Raw genomic sequence first — 21,787 nt, forward strand, 5'->3', positions numbered from 1 at the left:
TTCAAATGAACTTTCATGGCATTCTTGTACCATTAGTCACTCCATTTCACGATGATTTATCATTAAATATTAGTGGATTAGCAGAACTAACGGAGCAGTTAATTGCAAAGGGCGTCACTGGTTTAGTCGTGTGCGGAACAACGGGTGAATATTACGCATTAAATGAAGATGAACGCCAAACCGTATTATCAACGGTCAGCAAAATCGCCAAAGGGCGTGTGACACTAATTGCTGGCATTAACGATTTGTCAACCGAGGGAGCAATCGCACGTGCTGAACAAGCGAAAAACCTCGGTTATGAAGGTTTAATGTTATCACCGCCTCCGTATAGTCTACCCGATCAACAAGGGGTATATGCCCACTATGAAAAAGTAGCAAAATCAACCCCATTACCCATTATTATGTACAATTTCCCTGCTCGTATTGGTATAGAAATTGAAATTGATACGGTGATGAAGTTGGCAGAAATTGACAACATTGTCGCTATCAAAGAGAGCAGCGGTAGTTTTAGCCGCGCACTTCATTTACTCCAAACGTCATTTAAAAACTTTGAAGTGATCTGCGGTTGTGATGACCAGCCTGTGGACTTTTTCTTCTGGGGCTCTAAAAGTTGGATTGCTGGAGCAGGTAATGTATTCCCATCTGAACAGGTGGCAATTTATGAGGCTGCTCAATTAGGGGATTGGGATAAAGCCAAGCAAATTATGAAGACCATATACCCAGCAATTTATTCTATGGAATCAGGTGATTATAACCAAAAAGCTAAAGCTGGCTGCTTAAATGGCTCATTTAATGCGGGGCCTGTTCGCTTGCCATTATCAAATTTAGCAACTGCAGCACGTAATGAATTTATCAAATTAGTCAAATCGTAGCTGGGGGATCACAGAATGAAAATCACTCAAGAACAGGTATTCGAACGCGCTAATCAAGGGAAATTATGGGCGGGCAATTTGATTGAAGGGTATGCAAATCATAATAATAAGTTAGAAAACCGTACGCCGATTGATAATAGCCTCATTGGGTATATCGCAGATGGGGATGCCCAAGATATTGAAGCTGCGGTAAGAGTGGCTCGCAACACGTTTGAAAAGGGAATTTGGCGTGACCTATCCCCTCAAGAACGTAAAGCTGTAATGCTTAAATGGGCTGATCTTATTAGCCTGCACAGCGAGGAGTTAGCTGCGTTGGATTGTGTTGATGCAGGTAAACCAATAACTGAATGTTTAAATACGGATTTACCCGCCACCATTGAAACTTTCTATTGGTATGCTGAAACTCTCGACAAGCTGTTTGGTAAAATTGCACCAACTAGTCAGCAAGAGCTAGGGCTGATTGTTAATGAGCCTATTGGCGTGGTTGGGGCAGTACTTCCGTGGAATTTCCCAGCACAAATGTTTGCATGGAAGGTTGCGCCAGCTCTTGCTGTGGGTAATTCTGTGGTGGTCAAACCGGCGGAGCTAACATCGTTAAGTGCTTATCGTTTGGTCGAGCTTGCCTATGAAGCGGGTGTTCCTAAAGGGGCACTAAGCCTTGTATGCGGCTTAGGGGAAAAAGTCGGTGAGGCACTTGGGCGGCACAATGATGTTGATGTTGTTTCCTTTACTGGTTCAACTGAGGTAGGGCGCCTGTTTCTAAAGTATTCGGCTGAAAGTAACTTAAAAGAAATTATTCTTGAGTGTGGTGGTAAAAGCCCGCAACTTGTGTTCGAAGATGCAGATATAGAGGCTGCAATTCCGCATATCTTGGCCGCTGCATTTTGGAATATGAGTGAAAACTGTAGCTGTGGTTCTCGTCTGATAGTACATGAAAGTATTAAACAGCCACTATTAGCAAAGCTAACGATGGCACTGAAAGAATGGAAATTGGGTGATCCACGACAGGCTGAGGTGTCAATAGGGCCTATGATTGAACAAGCGCACTTTGAGAAGGTTCAATCATTTTTGGACATAACAATAAAAGAAGGAGGTCAACTCGTTACAGGTGGAAAAGTCCATCATGAGATAGGTTCAGGCTGGTATCTTGAGCCGACAATTTTTGATGAAGTTACTCCCCAAATGTCACTGTTTAAACATGAGGTGTTCGGGCCCATTTTAGCAGTCACTTCATTTAAAAATGATGATGAAGCAATTGCTTTAGCGAATGATACGCACTACGGCTTAGCGGCCTCGTTTTATAGTCAGAATATTCATCGAGTTATGCATGTTGCCCGTCGTATTAATGCAGGAACGGTTTCGGTAAACGGATTCAGTGAGGGTAGTATCGCTACGCCGTTTGGAGGTTTCCGGCAATCAGGCTTTGGCGGTAAAGATAATGGGTTAGAGGCTTTCGAACAATATACACAAAAGAAAGTTATCTGGTTTATTCACCAATAAATAACGTTGACCTGAGCTCTAAGGGCTCAGGTTTTTTTTCCCCTGCAAACACACAATAAACAATTACAATAACGAAGGAGTACAAAATGGAAGCCATCGTTAATACAATCGTTGGTTACATCTGGGGTAATGCATTAGTCATATTATCGCTAGGTGTGGGGCTTTACTTTACTTTAGCGACACGTGGAGTACAGTTTCGCTATATCATCAAAATGGTTTGTTTATTAAAGGAAAATAAAGCATCAAAGGATGGGATTTCTTCATTCCAAGCATTTTGCTTAGCTTTATCTGGTCGCGTTGGTGTTGGTAATATTGCTGGGGTCGCAACCGCCGTTGCCGCGGGTGGTCCCGGTGCTATTTTTTGGATGGTAGTCATGGGGCTATTAGGAGGGGCTAGTGCTTTTATTGAGTCAACATTAGCTCAGATTTATAAGCAACGTTCTGATGGCCAATATCGAGGCGGCTCCCCTTACTACATTGAAAAAGGTTTAAAGTTAAAACCGTTTGCAATCGTGGTGGCTGCTGTCATTTGTTTATCTTATGGGATATTAGTTCCTGGTATTCAAGCCAATACCATCGCAGATGCTTTCCAAACATCTTTCAATCTCCCTCCGATTGTGACAGGTGTAATCGTCACTGTGCTAATGGCGTGGTTAATCTTTGGTGGCGTCAAGCGTATTGCGAGTGCTGCGGATAAAATTGTGCCGATTATGGCTCTTGCTTATATCGTGATGATGGTGATTATTTTAGGTAGCCATTATGAGAAAGTCCCAGCAATGTTTAGCTTGATATTCCGTAGTGCAATGGGGATGGATGCTGTTTTTGGTGGAATTATCGGTACTGCGGTTTCATGGGGGGTACGCCGAGCTGTTTTTTCTAATGTTGCTGGTGCAGGTGAGGCAACATTCAGTTCTGCGGCGGCTGAAGTGAGCCATCCGGTTAAACAAGGTTTGATCCAAGCCTTTTCAATCTATATTGATACAGTTGTGGTATGCACGGCTTCAGGGTTGATGATCCTCGTGACCAATATGTACAATGTGTTCCCTGACGGTTCTGCAACAGCATTAGTTGAATATGTCCCAGGAGTGGCCGCAGGAACGGCGTGGACACAAATGGCGGTATCCACAGTATTTACTTCAGCCGGGTCAGGGTTTGTTTCAATTGCCGTATTCCTTTTCGCTTTCACAACACTGATGGCTTACTATTATATTGCAGAAACAACCATCGTTTACCTTGATAGGAAGCTGTCTTATCCAGTACTCAAATTGATCCTTAAGTTTGTATTTTTAATTATCGTCTTTATGGGAAGTGTGGAGTCAGTTAGCCTAATGTGGAGTTTAGGCGATATTGGCTTTGGTAGTATGAGTTATCTCAATTTAATCGCGATAGTCTTTCTTTCGAAACCTGCATTGCGTGCTTTACGGGATTATGAACGACAAGAAAAACTGGGAATTGACCCTGTTTTCGACCCAAAAGTAGCAGGGGTGGAAAATGCTGAACTTTGGGAAGACATTAGCCGCGAGTACCATGAAAGAGGTATCGGTATTGGCCCTAAAAATGGGCAAGAAAAGGAAGTTTTGTATAAAGAAGAAAGGGAAAACTAGAAGAAAAATGGCGGTGAGGGAGGGATTCGAACCCTCGATACGTTGCCGTATACACACTTTCCAGGCGTGCTCCTTCAGCCTCTCGGACACCTCACCGTTTTTCTAAATCTGTACTGCTATATCCGTTGTGGAGTAGGTAATAAAAACCTGCTCTGCAACGGGGCGCTACTATAGGGAAAATAGCGTCTTGCGTCAACTATCTATTTATTCTTTTTCCCACATTTATGGTTGTTTAGCTAAATAAAAATCAATTTGATTATTATCTAATCTTAATTGTTATATTTTAGGGTGACTGATATTTGTTATGTTAATTTTGAACTGCAAGAAGGGAGAGTGAAAACCGTTAGCTAGTTAACAAAATTCTTATAGAGTGAGCTGTATAAGGTTGATTAACTTGAAAAGAAAAGCCATTCGGCACACTCTGTTAGAAACCGAAGAGGAGTCGCCATGAATATTTTATTTTACCATCCATTTTTTGATTCAAAACAGTGGATTGAAGGCATGCGTGCTAGATTACCACAAGCTAATATTCGTCAATGGGAAAAAGGGGATAATCAAGCAGCTGATTATGCCATGGTTTGGTTACCCCCTTATGAGTGTTTAGCTGGGCGCAGTGATTTAAAAGGGATTTTTGCATTAGGTGCAGGTGTCGACGCTATTTTAAAACAGGAGCACGATAACCCTGGGACATTACCGGCTGGGGTGCCTGTTATGCGGTTAGAAGATACGGGGATGGCGATTCAAATGGAAGAATATGCCTGTGCGAAAGTCTTATCTTACTTCCGTCGTATGGATGAATACCGGCAGTTACAATCACAGCGCCAATGGAAACAATTGCCAGCGTATCAACATGACGAATTTGTTATTGGTGTGATGGGGGCTGGTGCTCTAGGGCAAGCGGTGGCTAAGCGCCTAGTTAGCTTTGGTTTCCACGTCAAAACATGTAGCCGCTCTGAAAAACACCTTGATAAAGTGAAGAGTTATTATGGCCATGAGCAGCTTGCAAGCTTCCTTGCAGGAACTCGTGTGGTGATCAACCTATTACCAAGTACTCCTGAAACGGTTGGTATTCTCAACCAGCAATTATTTAGCCAGCTACAAAAAGGCGCATATGTGATTAACTTAGCACGTGGCGCACATTTAATTGAACAAGATTTACTCTCAGCGCTTGATTCAGGGCAAATTGCTGGTGCGGCGCTAGATGTGTTTGCTAGCGAGCCATTATCGCAAATGCACCCATTTTGGACACATCCACGCATTGCCATTACGCCACATGTCGCGGCGTTTACGCTACCTAATGAAGCGATGGATATGATTACCAGTAATATTCAGCGTATCGAAGCGGGTGAAGCCCCAGTCGGTGTTGTTGATATGCAGCGCGGTTATTAATTACTGTTCTGTTATTGCGAGTGGGGAGGTGTATACCAAGAGCCACTCGCTATTATCTTGTTTCTATTTATTCAACTGTCGAGGTTATTCCTCTTTTTCTTACCTAATATATTTCCTATTTTTTCGATATACTAAAAGATCATTGCGTTGGTCACGACGATGTGGCTATTGATTTGTAAAATAGGAAAATGTATATGAACGAATTTTCAATCGTTTGCCGTATATTAGGCACACTATTTCAACGTAGCCCTGATGACAGCCTAGTTAAACCGCTGATTGACCTGATCGCACAAGATAAACTGAAAGCATCATGGCCATTAGAGCAAGATGAACTTTGGTCTCGTATGTCAACAGGGTTAGATGTCAAAGCCATTAGTGCGGATTATCATGCGTTATTTACGGGTGAAGTGCCGGCAGTATCAATGCTAGCGAATGATTACGACTCCGAAATCACTGAGGCAGAGGTCCGTGAGTTTTTAACGGTGAGAGGCATGTCTTTAACCGATGCACCAACAGACGCATTTGGGGCTTTATTACTGGCAGCATCGTGGTTGGAAGACCAAGCAGCGGAAGATGAAATAGCCGCTCAAGAAGAGTTATTCGATAGTTATATCCTAAGTTGGTATGGTACTTTTTTAGGTAAAGTTGAAGCTCACGCCAAAACGGCATTTTATCGTACGCTGGCACAAATTACTCGTGACGCTGTTATTGCTTTACGTGATGAGTTGGATTCAGAAATAGAGTGATTGTGACAGGGTCACATCAGGAGAGGCCGGTTTTAGCCTATTATTCTCATGCATTGATTAATATTTTTGATTGAACTAGAAAGGCAACAGATTTCTCTGTTGCCTTAAATGCGTTTCTCAATCGAAATAATTTATGGTGATAACTAATCAACTAATGGAATGACCAGTTTACCGGGTTTTATTTCTAAGCCTTTCGCTAATTTTTTAGCGGTTGCCTCAGCTGCACCGTTATCTGGGTTTAATACATAAACAGGCTGAGTTTCGAAAAATGTTTCAAGGGAGCTATTCAAATAAGGGATAACGGCTGACATTGCGGTGTCCATTTTTTCTGGCATCACCGTATATTGGCTAATATTTAATTCTTTTAGGTAAATAGAGCCTGTTTGTGCGTCAAAGTATGGGCGGGCGGTCAGCGTGAGGTTAATTTGCGCTTCCGCTTTACCAATCAGGGAGTCTAATTTAACGGTTGCATCCCCAGTTAGTGCTATCTTCCCCGGTTCACTGCGGCCAATTTCTGATTTTAAATTCGCCAGTTGAATATCCGCATCTGCAAAGCCGGTTACCCCAACCTTGTGGTCGTATTTTACTTTGTTCGCCAGATAGTTATTAATTTGTGATTCACTAATACTGAATTCAGATAATTGACTACAGCCAGTCAACAAAGTGAGAAAGCCAATCATTGTCGCCAATAAAAATTTTTTCATAATGACTCCTTTTACAATAATACTGCTAGTTTAGCGTATTACTGCCCACTCAACATGACTGTTTCTATTTTTTTACGATTAAATTGCTTGTGGAGTGCCCATAAAGTAATAAAGCCGATAATGCCTAATAAAAACCACGGTAGTTGCGGCATATTCCATTGATGGCCAATATCATACATCCAGCCGCCTCCGGTATAACCGACGGCTCCTCCTAATGCTAAGCCTAAGCGGCTAAACCCCATATAGCTGCCACGAGCACGAGGATCTGCGAGAGAAGCACTGAGAGTTTCTCTAGCGGGGTCAGCGGTAACGGTTCCAAGATAAAACAGGCAAATAAGTGCAAATAATGTATTGAGCGAAGTTGTCATTCCAATTGGGAACATGCTGATGCTCATCAAAAATAAGCCGGCCATCAGGCGTTGTTCAAGGCGGAAATGTTTTTCACTCCAGCGCGCAATCGGGTAGAGCAATGTTAAAGATATCGCGGCTTCGATAGCGTACATCCATTTGACCGCAGTTGGTGTCCCTGCCAATTCATTAACAACGATAGGAAACATTAACATAACTTGCACAGATAACATGAAGTAACCCGCTAGAGTTACAACATAAGTGACAAAACGTTTATCTTTTAATACCCGAGTCATACCTTCTTTTATTGGGGTTCTAACGGTTGAAATGCGGTAAGCAGGTAATAACCAAGCGTTACAAATAGCCGCAATAACAAAGACAGCGGCTCCTACCCAGCAAACATAGTGGAAGTCGTATTGTAAAAGCCAGCTCCCAATTAAGGCACCAATTACTGCCCCAGCGCTGTCTTGCATTAACAGCAAAGAATAGAAGCGCCCACGTTCGTAAGGACGAGTTAATTTGATCACAAGCGCAGTTCTGGGTGGGTCAAACAGGGTGCCCCCAAGAGCTGAAAGTACACAGGATAGCCATAAAACCCACGGGTCATGGGCAACTGCCATGACGGCGAACCCGCTAGCACGCAACAGCATTCCAATTACAATCATGGGCTTGGCGCCAAAACGGTCAGCGATAGCTCCCCCAAAAATACCTAAACCTTGCTGTACAAATTGCCTAAGGCCTAAGGCAAAACCAACGATTACGGCTGCCCAACCTAGCTGGTCAACAAATCGAATTGAAATAAGGGGAAAAACGACAAAAAACCCGAGAACAACTAACATGTTGTCGAATAAAAGGAAATACTTACCAAGGCTTCTTGCCCGTGACACCTGCGCCATGACACACCATTAGAAAAATAGCCAAGAGGGATGGAACCTTAATGTTACTTGTCAATAATATCAGTATAATATGAGGCAATAGATGATATTTTTTTATCGTGGGTAAAGGTGGTTATTGATGATTTATTTTTATCGATAAATAGCCGCCATATTTTGCATCGCAGTGTTATTGGTTGCGTTAAACAAGTCTAGTCACATATTTATGTATGCTCCTAGCTCTTTAAATTACAATCTAGAACAGTTGTCAGGGTTTATTATTAATTAAGGGTTAACGATGTTTGGTTATCGTTCAAATGTACCTAAAGTACGTCTTATTACTGATAGAATGATTATTCGTTTGACTTATGAACGTGATAATTATCGACTTGCTGATTATTATAGTTTGAATAAAGATTTTTTGATGCCGTGGGAACCAACGCGGGATAATTCACATTATCAACCCGCAGGTTGGCAAAACCGGTTACAAGTGATGAATGAAATGCACCGTGAAGGAAGTGCTTATCATTTTCTTTTACTAGATAAAGAAAATGAAGTGATGGGGGTTGCTAACTTTAGTAATGTCCTACGAGGTTCATTTCATGCATGTTATTTAGGGTATTCCTTAGGTGAGAAATGGCAAGGTCATGGCTTGATGTATGAGGCATTAACGCAAGTGACGCGTTATATGCAAAAGCATCAAAAAATGCACCGTATTATGGCTAATTATATGCCTCATAATATGCGTAGTGGTAACCTTCTGGCGAGGTTGGGCTTTGAACGTGAAGGTTATGCAAGGCAGTACTTACAAATCAATGGTGAATGGCGAGATCATGTCTTGACGGCATTAACCGATGATGCGTGGGGACGCCATAAAGTTTAAATACCTAAACTCCTAATTTACTTTTCAATCGTAGTCAGTAGCAGCGGGCGCTGTTAAACTGATACGATTGTATTCTTTTAGTTTATCAATCATGAATTTATTAAAATCGCTAGCAGCTGTAAGCTCAATGACCATGATGTCCCGTGTGCTTGGGTTTATTCGTGATGCTATCATTGCTCGGGTTTTTGGCGCTGGGGCTGCAGCTGACGCCTTTTTTGTCGCGTTTAAATTACCAAATTTATTGCGTCGGATTTTTGCAGAAGGCGCGTTTTCTCAAGCTTTCGTTCCTATATTAGCTGAATATAAAAATCAGCAAGGTGAAGAGGCAACTCGTACATTTGTTGCTTATATTGCGGGGATGCTAACACTGGCACTGGCAATTGTGACGGTGGCTGGTATGGTGGCGGCACCTTGGATTATTTATGTAACTGCCCCAGGGTTTACCGATGATGCGGGTAAATTTGCCCTAACAACGGATTTACTTCGTGTCACTTTTCCGTATATCTTTTTGATTTCACTCGCCTCATTAGCGGGAGCAATCCTGAATACTTGGAACCGTTTTTCTGTTCCAGCCTTTGCCCCAACCTTGCTCAATGTCAGCATGATCATTTTTGCTGCTTTTGCTGCCCCTTATTTTGATCCACCGATTATGTCACTTGCATGGGCAGTACTTGTGGGTGGGGTTTTACAGTTAGTCTATCAGCTACCTTATTTAAAAAAGGTTGGTATGTTAGTTCTGCCACGTCTTTCATTTCGAGATAGCGGCGTTTGGCGTGTAATGAAAATGATGGGACCCGCTATTATTGGGGTATCTGTCGCGCAAATCTCATTAATTATTAATACTATTTTTGCTTCATTTTTGCAGTCAGGCTCGGTTTCTTGGATGTACTATGCAGACCGCCTGATGGAGTTACCGTCTGGTGTACTCGGGGTCGCCTTAGGGACTATTCTGCTGCCGTCGTTGGCGAAAAGTTTCACAAGCGGTAACCAGAATGAATATCGTCAGTTAATGGATTGGGGGTTGCGTCTTTGTCTACTATTGGCGCTACCTTGTGCTCTTGGGTTAGCAATATTATCTGAAGCGTTAACGGTTTCTCTTTTCCAATATGGCAATTTTACAGCTCATGATTCTTTGATGACACAATATGCTTTAGTGGCTTACTGTGTGGGTTTGACAGGGATGATTTTAGTGAAAATTTTAGCGCCGGGGTTTTATTCACGCCAAGATATTCGCACACCAGTTAAAATTGCTATCGTGACTTTAATATTAACTCAATTGATGAACTTGGCTTTTATTGGGCCACTCCAGCATGCTGGCTTAGCCTTGTCTATTGGCTTAGCAGCGTGCTTCAATGCCGGTGTTCTGTATTGGCAATTACGTAAACAAGATATTTTCCAACCTCTAGCTGGCTGGAAAGGTTTTCTATTTAAATTATTAGTTGCTTTAGTGGTAATGGGGTTTGTGTTATTTGGTGTATTGCACTTTATGCCATCATGGCAAGAAGGGAATATGCTAATGCGCATGCTACGTTTAATTATGGTGGTGGTTATTGGTGCGGCTAGTTATTTTATTGCCTTGTTCGCCCTCGGTTTTCGGCCACGTGATTTTATGAAACGCAGTATCGCTTAAGCTGTAAATCGGACTAATGTTGAAAGGCCCAATCAATGTATTGGGCTTTTTTGTTGCTTTTTCGCGAGCCTTATCATTTGTTTTTATGATGAGGTTGGTAATTCCATCAATGAAATCTAGAAAAGTGACAAAGAGTTTAGTCTCTAAGCATAAAAAAACAGCCCACATAGTGGGCTGTTTTTTGGGCTTGATAGCCACAATTACATTCTTTCAACGGTTTCTATACCAAGTGTATCTAAACCAGTTTTCAGTGTTTTTTGTGTTAATGCTGCAAGTTTCAGGCGGCTTTGACGTTGATTTTCGTTTTCCGCTGACAGAATAGGGCAATGCTCGTAGAAACTTGAGAATAACCCAGCCAATTCGTATAAATAGGCACACATAACATGAGGAGTTCCTTCCCTTGCTACTGTCAGGATGGTTTCTTCAAACTGTAATAACCGTGTTGCTAGTGCAATTTCACGTGGATCTTGTAATGAAATCGGTAAAGTGAGGTCAGTGTGGCTTAAGTTAGCCTTTTTGAAGATAGAGGCCACACGCGTATAAGCATATTGCATGTAAGGAGCTGTATTTCCTTCGAAGGCTAGCATGTTATCCCAATCAAAAATGTAATCTGTGGTTCTATTTTTTGACAGGTCAGCATACTTAACCGCACCAATGCCCACAACATTTGCAACATTGACCAGCTCGTCCTCTGGCATTTCAGGGTTTTTCTCGCGGATCAGGTTTTGTGCGCGTTCAATAGCCTCATCAAGTAAGTCAGATAAACGTACCGTTCCGCCTGTGCGAGTCTTAAATGGTTTACCATCTTTACCCAACATCATACCAAACATATGGTGTTCCAAAGACATGGATTCAGGGATGTAACCGGCTTTGCGCACGATAGTCCATGCTTGCATTAAATGTTGATGTTGGCGTGAGTCAATATAATACAGCGAACGGTCAGCATGTAGGGTTTCATAGCGGTATTTGGCACAAGCAATATCTGTGGTGGTGTATAAGAAGCCGCCGTCTTTCTTCTGAACTATTACCCCCATAGGCTCGCCTTCCTTGTTTTTAAACTCGTCAAGAAAGACAACCGTCGCACCTTCGCTTTCAACTGCAAGGCCTTTTGCTTTTAAGTCCGCGACAATATTAGGTAACATGCTGTTATATAAGCTTTCACCCATCACGTCATCTTCAGTTAATGTGACGTTTAAACGGCGGTAAGTTTGTTGATTTTGTTGCATGGTGATATCAACCAATTTACGCCACATTTGGCGGCAGTATTCATCACCTGACTGAAGTTTTACTACGTAGCCACGGGCACGCACGGCAAACTCTTCATCTTCGTCGTAATGCTTTTTCGCTTCACGGTAAAACGCTTCGAGGTCAGCAAGGGCCATATCACTTGCATCTTCGTTTTGTACTTTTTCAAGGTAGGCAATTAACATACCAAATTGCGTACCCCAATCACCTACGTGGTTGGCACGGATCACTTTATGACCAAGATATTCTTGAGTACGCGCGGCAGCGTCACCAATGATAGTTGAACGTAAATGACCAACGTGCATTTGTTTTGCAACATTTGGTGCGGAGTAGTCAATAACAATCGTTTCAGGTTTAACGGGTGCGATGCCTAACCGTTGTGAAGTTAAAGCGTCTTCGATATGTTTCTCTATCCAAGTCGGTTCAAGGAAAATATTAATAAACCCAGGACCTGCAATTTCGATTTTGCTTGCAACCCCGTCCAAATCAAGGTGATTAACAACCTGCTCAGCAAGTTGTCTCGGAGCCATCCCCATTTTTTTAGCAGCGCCCATTACCCCGTTGGCTTGATAATCGCCAAACTGAGCCTTCGCGGACTGACGTACCAGCGCGTCACTGCCTTCTGGAGCACCTGCTGCTAGCATTGCAGCACCAATTTTATCTGAAAGAATCGCCTGAATATTCACCGAAATACCTTAAATTACGAACATAGTTACCGCATTGTGCCATCACATGCGCAGAACTAAAAGGTGGAAGAGAAAAATCGGCAGGTTTTATACCACATTTTAGGGCTCTCATGCTACAGTCTGCGCCATTGTTTAGGGGATTAGTTTTATTGAAAGGGGCTTTTGGCGTCATGAAATTGAGTGAAGTTTCACAATTACAAGATTTATGGGACGATTTACCTGTATTTAGGGATAAATTACAGCAGATGGCTGAGGAATTAAAGTTATCCTTGTCATCATATCTTATTGACCATATCTCAGTACGTTGCCATCAGATTAACACCGCAGAACGTTGGCACCAAGGTTTAATGCAGTGCGCGCAACTGGTGTCAGATAACCTTATCAATGGCCGCCCAATACGTTTATATGAGCTAGCAGAGCCGATTAGTATTGCACAGCAGGATGTTTATATTATTGAGCTTCCATTCCCTAAAGATAAAATCTACCCAAAAGAAAGTTGGGAACATATTGAGATGGTCATTGATGTTGAGCCTTCACAATTAGAAATGGCAGCACGTGCTCTACTGCCAGACCCTCTACCTTATGGCTACAGGACCAAAGTAAGCCAACCCAAAGGCCAGCAAGAAAGGTTGCCTAATCCAACATTAGCAGTGTCAAATGGTGAGATAACGGTTAAATACCATCCATTTTCGCTAAAAAAGATAATTGAAAGTGAAAAATAAGTGATACAAGTAACGTTATTGATCAATAGTCCCCGTTAACTTTTCGGGGTGTGATATCCATCCGATAACATTCACTGATTAATGGCATTATTAATTCAAGTGTTAACGTTTAACATTATAACCCTACTGTTATTGTAGGGTATTTAAAGCATTAGCTTTATTGCCACTTTTTGGAGGTCATCATGGCAAAACTGGAAATTTGCTGTTTCGGGATCGAATGTGCCCAAGTGGCGCAAGAATATGGTGCGGATCGTATCGAATTGTGCTCTGGCGCCGCAGATGGTGGGCTGACACCAAGTTATGGTTATCTGAAATTAGCAAGGGAAAAACTTTATATTCCAGTTCATCCTATTATTCGTCCTCGGGGTGGTGATTTTTGTTATAACGTTAGTGAGTTTGATGTTATTTGTGAAGATTTAGTCATGATTAAAGAAATGGGGTTTCCTGGGGCAGTCGTGGGAGTCCTTGATACAGAGGGACGTATTGACATTAACCGAATGCAGGTACTAATGGAAATAGCACAGGGAATGAATATCACATTCCACCGCGCATTTGATATGTGTATCAACCCAATGCTTGGACTAGAACAGTTAAAAGAGCTAGGTGTTGCACGGATATTAACTTCTGGCCAACAACAAGGTGCAGAATTGGGCTTACCTCTCCTGAAAGAACTGCATGAAAAAAGCCGCCAGATGGATGGGCCGAAAATCATGGCCGGGGCTGGCGTTCGTTTAGCTAATTTAAGTAAGTTTATCGAAATAGGTTTGACCGAAGTCCATAGCTCAGCGGGTAAAACCGTCCCTTCAACGATGAATTATCGTAAAGTCGGTGTCACAATGGCATCAAATAGTGAAAGTGACGAATTTACTCATTATTGTGTCGATGGGCCAACGGTAGAAGCGATGAAAGACTTTATTTCTATTACAGAAAAAGCCTCTGCGTAGCTGATAATTTAAGGCATTCAACAATACGGTATTTAGGTGTTGTTTATAAGATAAGGAAAATCAATGAATTGGTTTTCCTTATTGCTTTTGCGCTTTTTAGCAGTTAATTCATTAATAAATACCGCTTAATACCGTAAATAATATGATTTATTTGCTATTAATGGTGTGATTATCGGTTGTGTTGATGCATATCAATTAACCATGTTTTTTATATGGCTACTATTTAATTACTATAAAAATACGATGTAATTCAATTTATAATAATAAAAGGTAGCAATGTAATGATTAACAATATCAGAAAAAAAGCGCTGAGTAGGCGGCAATTTATTCAAGCCTCTGCATCAGTCGCGACCACAACGGCCATTGTCAGTTCCATTACTTTACCTTTCTCTGCTCAAGCAACACCACCAGTTACCATTCAACCTGATGAAATCAATGAAACGATTAAATACAGCGCATGTTTAGTGAACTGTGGGAGCAGGTGCCCGTTAAAAGTGCATGTGAAGGATGATGTAATTACCCGAATCTCCAATGAGACTATGTATGATGACTCGCAATTTGGTTTACATCAAATACGCCCATGCTTAAGAGGGCGCTCTGTTCGTTGGAAAACCTACAACCCAGATAGACTGAAGTACCCGCTATTACGTACAGGAAAGCGCGGAGAAGGGAAATTTAAACGTATCACTTGGGATGAAGCAACAACAATAGTGGCACAAAAACTACGTTCTACTATTGATACTTATGGTAATGAAGCTATTTATTACCAATATGGTTCAGGCTCGACAGGAGCAAATTTACAAGGGCGTAATGCTTGTAAGCGCCTATTAAGCCAACTGGGTGGGTTCCTTGACCAACATGGTACCTATTCAACCGCGCAAATAAACGGTGTTATTCCCTATGTTTATGGGAAATTAGACGACTCACTGTTGTCTGAAATTGCGAATAGCGATTTAGTGGTGATGTTCGGTCATAATATTGCAGAAACACGTATGTCAGGTGGTGGGCAATTTTATGAAACCCTCCATGCATTAGAAAAAAGCAAAGCTAAAGTGATTATTATTGACCCACGCCGGACAGATAGTGTGACAACACTTGGCGCTGAGTGGATACCTATTTACCCCGGGACAGATGGGGCTTTGGTTGCTGCAATCATCCATACTTTAATTAAAGAACAGCTAACTGATGAGGCATTCTTAGCCCAATACTGTGTTGGTTGGGATAGCCAAACATTGCCTGAGTCTGCGCCAAAAAATGGCTCTTATAAAGATTATATTTTAGGCAAAGGTGATGATGGCATAGAAAAGACACCTGAATGGGCGAGCCGAATTACTGGCGTTTCAGCTACCCGTATTGTTCAACTAGCTCGTGAATTAGGGAATGCTAAAGCAGCGTGGATCTCTCAAGGTTGGGGGCTGCAAAGAACAGCGTCAGGCGAGCAGGCTTCTCGCGCAGTGATGATGCTGCCCATTGTTACGGGCCATATTGGCCGTCCTGGTACCAACGCCGGAGGATGGGGCGGTAATGTTGCTTATTCAGTGCCAGGGTTTGCTATTCCTAACCCAGTCAAGACTAAAATCCCTTGTTTTATGTGGACGGATGCCATTGCCCGTGGAACGGAGATGACAGCAACAAATTCGACGCTTATCGGTAAAGAGCGCCTCGAAACAAATGTAAAATTCTTATGGCATTACGCAAGCAATGTTACTGGCAATCAACACTCTGATTTAAATAAAACTCACAACATTTTGACGGATGAGTCTTTGTGTGAATTTATCCTTGTTTGGGACACACATATGACGCCATCGACAAAATATGCAGATTTGATCTTACCTGATGTCACGAGCGTAGAGTCTAATGACCTGATCAATAATTCCTATGCAAGTGGTGCATATCATTATGCAATTCGCCTGCAAAACGCGATTACGCCATTATGGGAGTGCCGCCAATCTTATGATGTACTGGCTGATATTGCGCAAAAACTAGGTATTAAAGAGCAATTTACCGAAGGGCGTACCCATGAGCAGTGGATTGAGTACTGCTACAATCAAATGCGCGAGAAAAACCCGCATTTACCGACATTTGAAGAAACAAATGATATGGGAATTGTCGATAGAAAACTGGCGAATAGTGCGGACTATATTGCATTAAAATCATTCCGTGACTCACCAGAAACGGCTCCTCTACCGACACCATCAGGGAAAATTGAGATCTATTCAGAACGGTTAGCGAAGATAGCGAAAGAGTGGGAATACCCGTCAGACCAACGCATTCCAGCAGTACCTGAATATTGCGTAAATACAGAAGGTGTTGAAAACAAACAAGCTAAACAAAAATATCCGCTACAAATGACCGGCTACCATGATAAGGGCCATGCGCATTCGTCTTATTTTAATATTGCAATATTGCGAGAAGCGGTACCCCATCAATATTGGATTAACCCAATCGATGCTTCTGCTAGAGGGATCAAGGATGGTGATAATACCGAAATATTTAATGACCGCGGGCGAATGTATATCAAAGCTAAAGTCACTGAGCGTGTTTTACCAGGGGTTATTGCTGTTCCACAAGGTGCTTGGCGTGAAGTGAATGATGAGGGTGTTGATATTGGTGGATGTATTAATACATTAACCACCCAACAGCCATCGGCCTTAGTGAAGGGTAACCCTCAACATACTAACTTAGTTGACGTAAAACGTGCATAAGGAGTGATTGATGAAACAGTATGGTTTTTATTTTGACTCAACGAAATGCACGGGATGTAAAACTTGTCAGGTCAGTTGTAAAGATGAAAAAGATCTCGATTTAGGGCCTAAATTTCGTCGAGTCTATGAGTTCGGTGGTGGAAGTTGGCAGCAGCAAGATGGTATTTGGCAACAAAATGTCTATAGCTATTACTTATCCATTTCGTGTAACCATTGTTCTAACCCGACTTGTGTTGAAGGGTGCCCAACGGGAGCCATGCATAAGCGAGAACTGGATGGCTTAGTTGTCGTCGACCAAAGTGTTTGTGTTGGCTGTCGCTACTGCGAATTACGTTGTCCTTATGGTGCGCCACAGTACGATGAAAAGAAACATCTGATGAGCAAATGCGATGGTTGCTACGAACGAGTTGAAAAGGGGATGAAACCTGTGTGTGTGGAGTCTTGCCCTCAGCGAGCATTAGATTTTGACGATATCAATATACTTCGTGAACGTCACGGTAATATAAGTGGTATTGCACCTATGCCAAATCCTAATCTAACCAACCCTAATATTGTGATTAAACCGCATAAAGACGCGAAGCCTTATGGTGATACGAGCGGTAAATTACAAAACCCGGCGGAGGTATAACATGCACGAACTTCCTCTTGTATTTTTTACCGTATTGGGTCAGTCAGCAGCGGGTCTATATTTACTTGCTTATTTGAGTAAAAAGATAGGGATGGTTGATGAGTACCAATTGCGTAACGCCAATATAGTGGCTTTTATTACGATGATAATTGCGTTAGCTTTGGGGGCACTGCATGTGGGGCAACCTTTGCGCTTCTTTAATATGCTATTAGGCGTTGGCCGCTCACCAATGAGTAATGAAGCTTTATTGAGTGGTATTTTTGTCGCTTTTGGGGCTGCAACTTTACTGTTTACTTTATTTATTAAAAATAAAGTATTAAGTGAACTATGTAACATCGGCACGGTGATTTTTGGTTTGGCATTTGTATGGTCAATTCCACAAGTTTATAACATTGCCACAGTTGCTAATTGGTTTACTGTCTTCACAACCTTACAAATGTGGATGACGTTGCTAGTCGGTGGAGGGGCATTAGCCATTCTATTGGGTGCTCAGCGGTTAGGGGCTTTGGCCTTCCTTATTGGGGCAGTTATTATTTTTGCTACAAGAGCCGCTTATGTGTCATTTTTGGGTGAAACAGGGCCTGAAATTAGTGCGGAACAAGCGGGTTTTTGGAGCTTCCAACTGGTTGTTCTCGCATTGATGCTGTTTGTTTTCCCAGCACTTTTATACCGGGGACGGAATTCGACGGCGCTACTGGGTATTTGTGCAATAGCCGTGATCTTAGCAGAGTTGTCGGGTCGAATTGCTTTTTATAATTTATGGCAAATAACAATGTAACTTTCTGATAAATAATCATTAAAATAAACGCCTATGGGAAACTTCCCCTAGGCGTTTTAGTTTTAAGGTTTGCGAGCAACTAAGATAGCGCGTAACGGTGCAGGATAACCTTCAATGGTTTTAGTTTGGTCATTAGGGTCTAAAAACTCCGCTAATGAATCTGTTCTCATCCATTGTGTGCGGCGCTGTTCTTCCAAAGATGTCACCGCTTGGTCAACAATACGTACATCCACAAAACCGCATTTCTCTAACCAAACTTTGAGCATTTTAGCTGAAGGAATAAAGTACACATTGCGCATTTGAGCATAGCGATCACCCGGGATTAGACATTGGAACTCATCACCTTCAATGACAAGGCTTTCAAGGACCAATTCACCTTCGTTAACTAACTGATTTTTCAGTTGCCATAAGTGATCAAGTGGTGAACGACGGTGATATAGTACACCCATTGAAAATACGGTATCAAACGCGTTAAGTGCAGGGAGTTGCTCTATCCCTAGAGGTAATAAATGGGCACGTTGGTCATCCCCTAATAGTTTTCTGACTGCTTCGAACTGGCATAAAAACAGCTCTGTTGGGTCAATGCCGACGACAAATTTAGCTTGTTGTCCTAACATGCGCCACATGTGATAACCGCTTCCACAACCGACATCTAACACATAGCGGTCTTTTAACGACGAAATATGAGGCAAAACGCGATCCCATTTCCAATCAGAACGCCATTCGGTATCAATATTGACGCCATACAGTGAAAATGGCCCCTTTCGCCAAGGCATTAATTGCTCAAGGATATTATTTAAACGTCGAGTCTCACCGGATGTCAGTTCGGGCTCACGTGTGGCAGTGACACTGTTGAGTAAATCTAAATGTGTTGGTGTCATGACAGGTAAGTTATCTAACATTTTTTCCCATGAGGAAAAACCGCCATGTAAACCTTGCTTTTTCCATTCAGTAATTTGCGCTGGAAGGGTTTCAAGCCAATGACTTAAAGGGCCAACAGCGATCTGTTGGTAAAAACGACCAAAATCAATCATACTCAAGCCTCTTTAAGTGCTAGAAGTGAACCGAAATTAAAGCACTGGAACCAAACCTCACAGTGAGTAAAACCTGCATTTTTTAGGCGTTCTTTATGAGCTTCAACAGAATCTGTCAGCATCACATTTTCTAGCATGCTGCGTTTTTGGCTAATTTCTAGCTCACTGTAGCCATTTGCACGTTTAAAATCGTGGTGCATATTGAACAATAATTCACCTATTTTTTGATCCTCAAAATTAAATTTTTCAGAAAGTACTAAGATACCACCTGGTTGTAACCCCTGATAAATTTTATTCAGTAATAACTGGCGGTCATTCGGATTGAGGAATTGTAAGGTAAAATTGAGCACAACCATTGAGGCATTTTCGATATTGATATCTCGAATATCGCCTTCAATAACCTCAACCGGTGTATCTGCACGGTAAGCATCAATATGACGACGGCATCGCTCGACCATTGCAGGTGAATTATCGACTGCGATGATTTGGCTATTTTCGACGGTAATGTTGCGTCTTATAGATAAAGTGGCAGCACCTAGCGAACACCCTAAGTCATAGACTCGGCTGTGTGGCTTAACAAAACGACCAGCAAGCATGCCAATCATGGTAATAATATTTGAATACCCCGGTACTGAACGCTGGATCATATCGGGAAAAACTTCGGCAACTTTTTCATCGAATTGCCAATCACCAAGGTTAGCAATAGGTGCAGAAAAAAGGCTGTCTTTTTGGGTTGGGTCCTGACTTGACATAAGTTCTGTATTAATCAAAAACAAAAGTAGTGGGGGATTGTATCAGAAAGGCTGCTTTCTGAAAATCTATCCATATACCATGGAATAATGCGGCGGCACGTGAGTAAGTGCCGTATAGACGATAAAAATTAAAGATTAAACGAAACGATTTGTATCCATGGCAAATAATAAGTGTTTGCTATGACCATCAATGCCATAGCAAGGTAGGTTGCTACCATACCTGAACGGCGATATGTATAGTCATGGTTTTTTAAGCCATAGGAATGAAGTAAGCGACCCGCAATTAAGATAAGACCACAAACGTGGATCATCCAAACTTGTGCGCCGTTCATCTCCATAAAAAGTAACAAAATAAGGGAGATAGGGATATATTCGATGGCATTGCCATGAACACGGATTGCAGTTTGTAATTCATAAAAACCGCCATCACCATAAGCTATACGATATTGATTACGCAGCTTCACAACATTTAAAGATAATCTAAGCAGCAGTAAGGCACCTAGTACAGCGTACAAAGAGCTGACCATTTTTTACTCCACCATAAAACGAATCAAACTATGAAAACACCTAAAAATATAAGTTATAGTAATGTGTATTAACGATATTTTGTAAATTGTAATTCTTAAAAAGCCATAGGACAAATAAAATCACAACTTTTTTGGGTAATCATTCAATCTTATTTGATTAAACCATCTTGTTTTAATCGTTGTAAAATATGTACTGCTGTTGTGGAACAGCGTGATAAATCATGGCTATCAAACCAAGCGAGTTCAGCAATTTCAGCTGCAGGCTGCGGTTTTCCGTTATATTCGGCAAAATAACAACGAATACGGACTTGAGTGCCATCTTGCTTGCCATCCGCTAACCCAATGAATTCACCGTAAAAACGAATAGAGCTAGTGTCCAGTTTTAGTGTGAGTTCTTCATCAATTTCACGGCATAATGCTTGTTCATCCGTTTCACCAAGCTCTCTTTTGCCGCCAGGGATATAAAACAGCTGTTTGTTATGGGAGCGAACCATGGCAATTTTGCTTTGTGATAAGGCGATTAACCCCAGCTTATCAATAATTTTATCAGTCACAATGTCGTCACTCTTTTATTTTTTGATAATAAAAATTTGAAGTTTACACTGAGTAAAATCATTAAGCAGGGTAGAAACCCTAGCTTAATGATTAAACATTATTTTTTTTCAATGATTTTGACAAGTTCATAGCGAATGCTTGGGGCATCTGCTGGTGGGTTTGGCACATCAAACTGTTTCACTTGTAGGGTATAAGTGAAACCGGGTTGGTATTCAAAGCCTTGAATTGAATTATAAAATAATTGCCAGTCATCATTAGGGTTTTCTTTTACTTTCATACATTTCATTGGGGCAACGCCGACACAGTCAGCGAGTGAAGAATCGACATAAAATGTTTTGGTATTATCAGTATCTGCGGGTTTCACAGTTTGGCATCCTACAAGTAGCATAATTATGGATGAGGCAAGTAACATTTTTTTCATATGCAATCCTTAAACAGCAGATGATGATTAATTGAGCATTTATACAGTTTTCGATTATAGCAAACTGAAAAAGGTAACGATTCCTAAATAGAAAATTTTGTCACTAAAAATGGTGTTGCTGAATAACGATAGGTAATGAAATCAACAAAAGGTTGTTTTTTTATTCAATATTCCCTTGAACAGATAAAATAAACCTTTGTAGTAATATGTACATGGTGCTCATAGTCACTTAAAATCGAACA

Annotated in this window: 20 protein-coding genes and 1 tRNA gene; 12 read left to right on the forward strand and 9 right to left on the reverse strand. The window is 41.6% G+C overall.

Annotated elements, in window-relative coordinates:
* Window positions 1-5: 5 nt before the first annotated feature.
* The 3 genes from dapA (at window position 6) to ACHB7C_RS02535 (ending at window position 3,976) form a co-directional block, all read left to right on the forward strand.
* Window positions 6-872: a 4-hydroxy-tetrahydrodipicolinate synthase gene (gene dapA / locus ACHB7C_RS02525; RefSeq protein WP_131679986.1), complete on the forward strand. Its 867-nt coding sequence runs from the start codon at window positions 6-8 to the stop codon at window positions 870-872.
* Window positions 873-887: 15 nt separating this feature from the next.
* Window positions 888-2,372 (forward strand): aldehyde dehydrogenase, encoded by a 1,485-nt coding sequence (locus tag ACHB7C_RS02530; protein WP_042843922.1) that lies wholly within the window; start codon window positions 888-890, stop codon window positions 2,370-2,372.
* A gap of 86 nt (window positions 2,373-2,458) precedes the next feature.
* Window positions 2,459-3,976 carry a sodium:alanine symporter family protein gene (locus ACHB7C_RS02535; RefSeq protein WP_042843921.1) on the forward strand — a complete coding sequence of 506 codons (1,518 nt, stop codon included), beginning with the start codon at window positions 2,459-2,461 and terminating at the stop codon, window positions 3,974-3,976.
* Window positions 3,977-3,984: 8 nt separating this feature from the next.
* On the opposite strand, the gene ACHB7C_RS02540 is transcribed toward ACHB7C_RS02535, so the two are convergent.
* A tRNA-Ser gene (locus ACHB7C_RS02540) sits at window positions 3,985-4,072 on the reverse strand.
* Window positions 4,073-4,423: 351 nt separating this feature from the next.
* On the opposite strand from ACHB7C_RS02540, the gene ghrA reads away from it, so the two are divergent.
* A complete protein-coding gene (ghrA, locus tag ACHB7C_RS02545) occupies window positions 4,424-5,365 on the forward strand; it encodes a glyoxylate/hydroxypyruvate reductase GhrA (protein WP_395346302.1) in 942 nt (313 codons plus the stop codon).
* 194 nt (window positions 5,366-5,559) lie between these two features.
* A complete protein-coding gene (locus tag ACHB7C_RS02550; protein ID WP_042843919.1) occupies window positions 5,560-6,111 on the forward strand; it encodes a molecular chaperone in 552 nt (183 codons plus the stop codon).
* Between the two features lie 143 nt (window positions 6,112-6,254).
* Here ACHB7C_RS02550 and ACHB7C_RS02555 read toward each other — a convergent pair whose 3' ends face one another.
* Window positions 6,255-6,815 (reverse strand): lipoprotein, encoded by a 561-nt coding sequence (locus tag ACHB7C_RS02555; RefSeq protein WP_042843917.1) that lies wholly within the window; start codon window positions 6,813-6,815, stop codon window positions 6,255-6,257.
* Between the two features lie 38 nt (window positions 6,816-6,853).
* Window positions 6,854-8,059 carry a multidrug efflux MFS transporter MdtH gene (gene mdtH, locus ACHB7C_RS02560; protein WP_166686502.1) on the reverse strand — a complete coding sequence of 402 codons (1,206 nt, stop codon included), beginning with the start codon at window positions 8,057-8,059 and terminating at the stop codon, window positions 6,854-6,856.
* Window positions 8,060-8,333: 274 nt separating this feature from the next.
* Between mdtH and rimJ the strand changes: the two genes are divergently transcribed.
* Both rimJ and murJ read left to right on the forward strand, forming a co-directional pair.
* Window positions 8,334-8,918, forward strand: coding sequence for a ribosomal protein S5-alanine N-acetyltransferase (gene rimJ, locus ACHB7C_RS02565; protein ID WP_395346308.1), 585 nt, complete (start codon window positions 8,334-8,336; stop codon window positions 8,916-8,918).
* Between the two features lie 91 nt (window positions 8,919-9,009).
* Window positions 9,010-10,548: a murein biosynthesis integral membrane protein MurJ gene (murJ, locus tag ACHB7C_RS02570; protein ID WP_166686503.1), complete on the forward strand. Its 1,539-nt coding sequence runs from the start codon at window positions 9,010-9,012 to the stop codon at window positions 10,546-10,548.
* A 200-nt stretch (window positions 10,549-10,748) separates the two neighbouring features.
* Here the strand turns inward: murJ and argS are convergent, their stop codons facing one another.
* The gene (gene argS / locus ACHB7C_RS02575; protein WP_042843913.1) at window positions 10,749-12,479 is read right to left on the reverse strand and encodes an arginine--tRNA ligase; all 1,731 of its coding nucleotides are present in this window, start codon (window positions 12,477-12,479) and stop codon (window positions 10,749-10,751) included.
* Between the two features lie 170 nt (window positions 12,480-12,649).
* On the opposite strand from argS, the gene ACHB7C_RS02580 reads away from it, so the two are divergent.
* The 5 genes from ACHB7C_RS02580 (at window position 12,650) to ACHB7C_RS02600 (ending at window position 18,256) form a co-directional block, all read left to right on the forward strand.
* Window positions 12,650-13,201, forward strand: a complete 552-nt coding sequence (locus ACHB7C_RS02580; RefSeq protein WP_395346589.1) for a VOC family protein — start codon at window positions 12,650-12,652, stop codon at window positions 13,199-13,201.
* 182 nt (window positions 13,202-13,383) lie between these two features.
* Entirely contained in the window at window positions 13,384-14,145 is a 762-nt protein-coding gene (cutC, locus tag ACHB7C_RS02585) for a copper homeostasis protein CutC (protein ID WP_042843912.1), read from the forward strand.
* A 281-nt stretch (window positions 14,146-14,426) separates the two neighbouring features.
* Window positions 14,427-16,850 (forward strand): DMSO/selenate family reductase complex A subunit, encoded by a 2,424-nt coding sequence (locus tag ACHB7C_RS02590; RefSeq protein WP_042843911.1) that lies wholly within the window; start codon window positions 14,427-14,429, stop codon window positions 16,848-16,850.
* Window positions 16,851-16,860: 10 nt separating this feature from the next.
* Complete coding sequence (locus ACHB7C_RS02595; RefSeq protein ID WP_395346312.1) at window positions 16,861-17,478, forward strand: DMSO/selenate family reductase complex B subunit; 618 nt, start codon at window positions 16,861-16,863, stop codon at window positions 17,476-17,478.
* Between the two features lies 1 nt (window position 17,479).
* Entirely contained in the window at window positions 17,480-18,256 is a 777-nt protein-coding gene (locus ACHB7C_RS02600; protein ID WP_042843909.1) for a DmsC/YnfH family molybdoenzyme membrane anchor subunit, read from the forward strand.
* Between the two features lie 62 nt (window positions 18,257-18,318).
* Here ACHB7C_RS02600 and cmoB read toward each other — a convergent pair whose 3' ends face one another.
* The 5 genes from cmoB to ACHB7C_RS02625 all read right to left on the reverse strand — a co-directional run bounded on the left by cmoB (window position 18,319) and on the right by ACHB7C_RS02625 (window position 21,545).
* Window positions 18,319-19,290, reverse strand: a complete 972-nt coding sequence (gene cmoB / locus ACHB7C_RS02605) for a tRNA 5-methoxyuridine(34)/uridine 5-oxyacetic acid(34) synthase CmoB (protein WP_042843908.1) — start codon at window positions 19,288-19,290, stop codon at window positions 18,319-18,321.
* Between the two features lie 2 nt (window positions 19,291-19,292).
* Complete coding sequence (gene cmoA / locus ACHB7C_RS02610; protein WP_042843907.1) at window positions 19,293-20,042, reverse strand: carboxy-S-adenosyl-L-methionine synthase CmoA; 750 nt, start codon at window positions 20,040-20,042, stop codon at window positions 19,293-19,295.
* 128 nt (window positions 20,043-20,170) lie between these two features.
* The gene (locus ACHB7C_RS02615) at window positions 20,171-20,569 is read right to left on the reverse strand and encodes an MAPEG family protein (protein WP_210831762.1); all 399 of its coding nucleotides are present in this window, start codon (window positions 20,567-20,569) and stop codon (window positions 20,171-20,173) included.
* A 149-nt stretch (window positions 20,570-20,718) separates the two neighbouring features.
* The gene (locus ACHB7C_RS02620; protein WP_042843905.1) at window positions 20,719-21,123 is read right to left on the reverse strand and encodes an NUDIX domain-containing protein; all 405 of its coding nucleotides are present in this window, start codon (window positions 21,121-21,123) and stop codon (window positions 20,719-20,721) included.
* A gap of 98 nt (window positions 21,124-21,221) precedes the next feature.
* A complete protein-coding gene (locus ACHB7C_RS02625; protein WP_042843903.1) occupies window positions 21,222-21,545 on the reverse strand; it encodes a DUF4377 domain-containing protein in 324 nt (107 codons plus the stop codon).
* Window positions 21,546-21,787 lie beyond the last annotated feature (242 nt).

The sequence above is a fragment of the Providencia sp. 2024EL-00732 genome, assembly GCF_044006275.1.
In the GTDB taxonomy this organism is placed as follows: Bacteria; Pseudomonadota; Gammaproteobacteria; order Enterobacterales; family Enterobacteriaceae; genus Providencia; species Providencia huashanensis.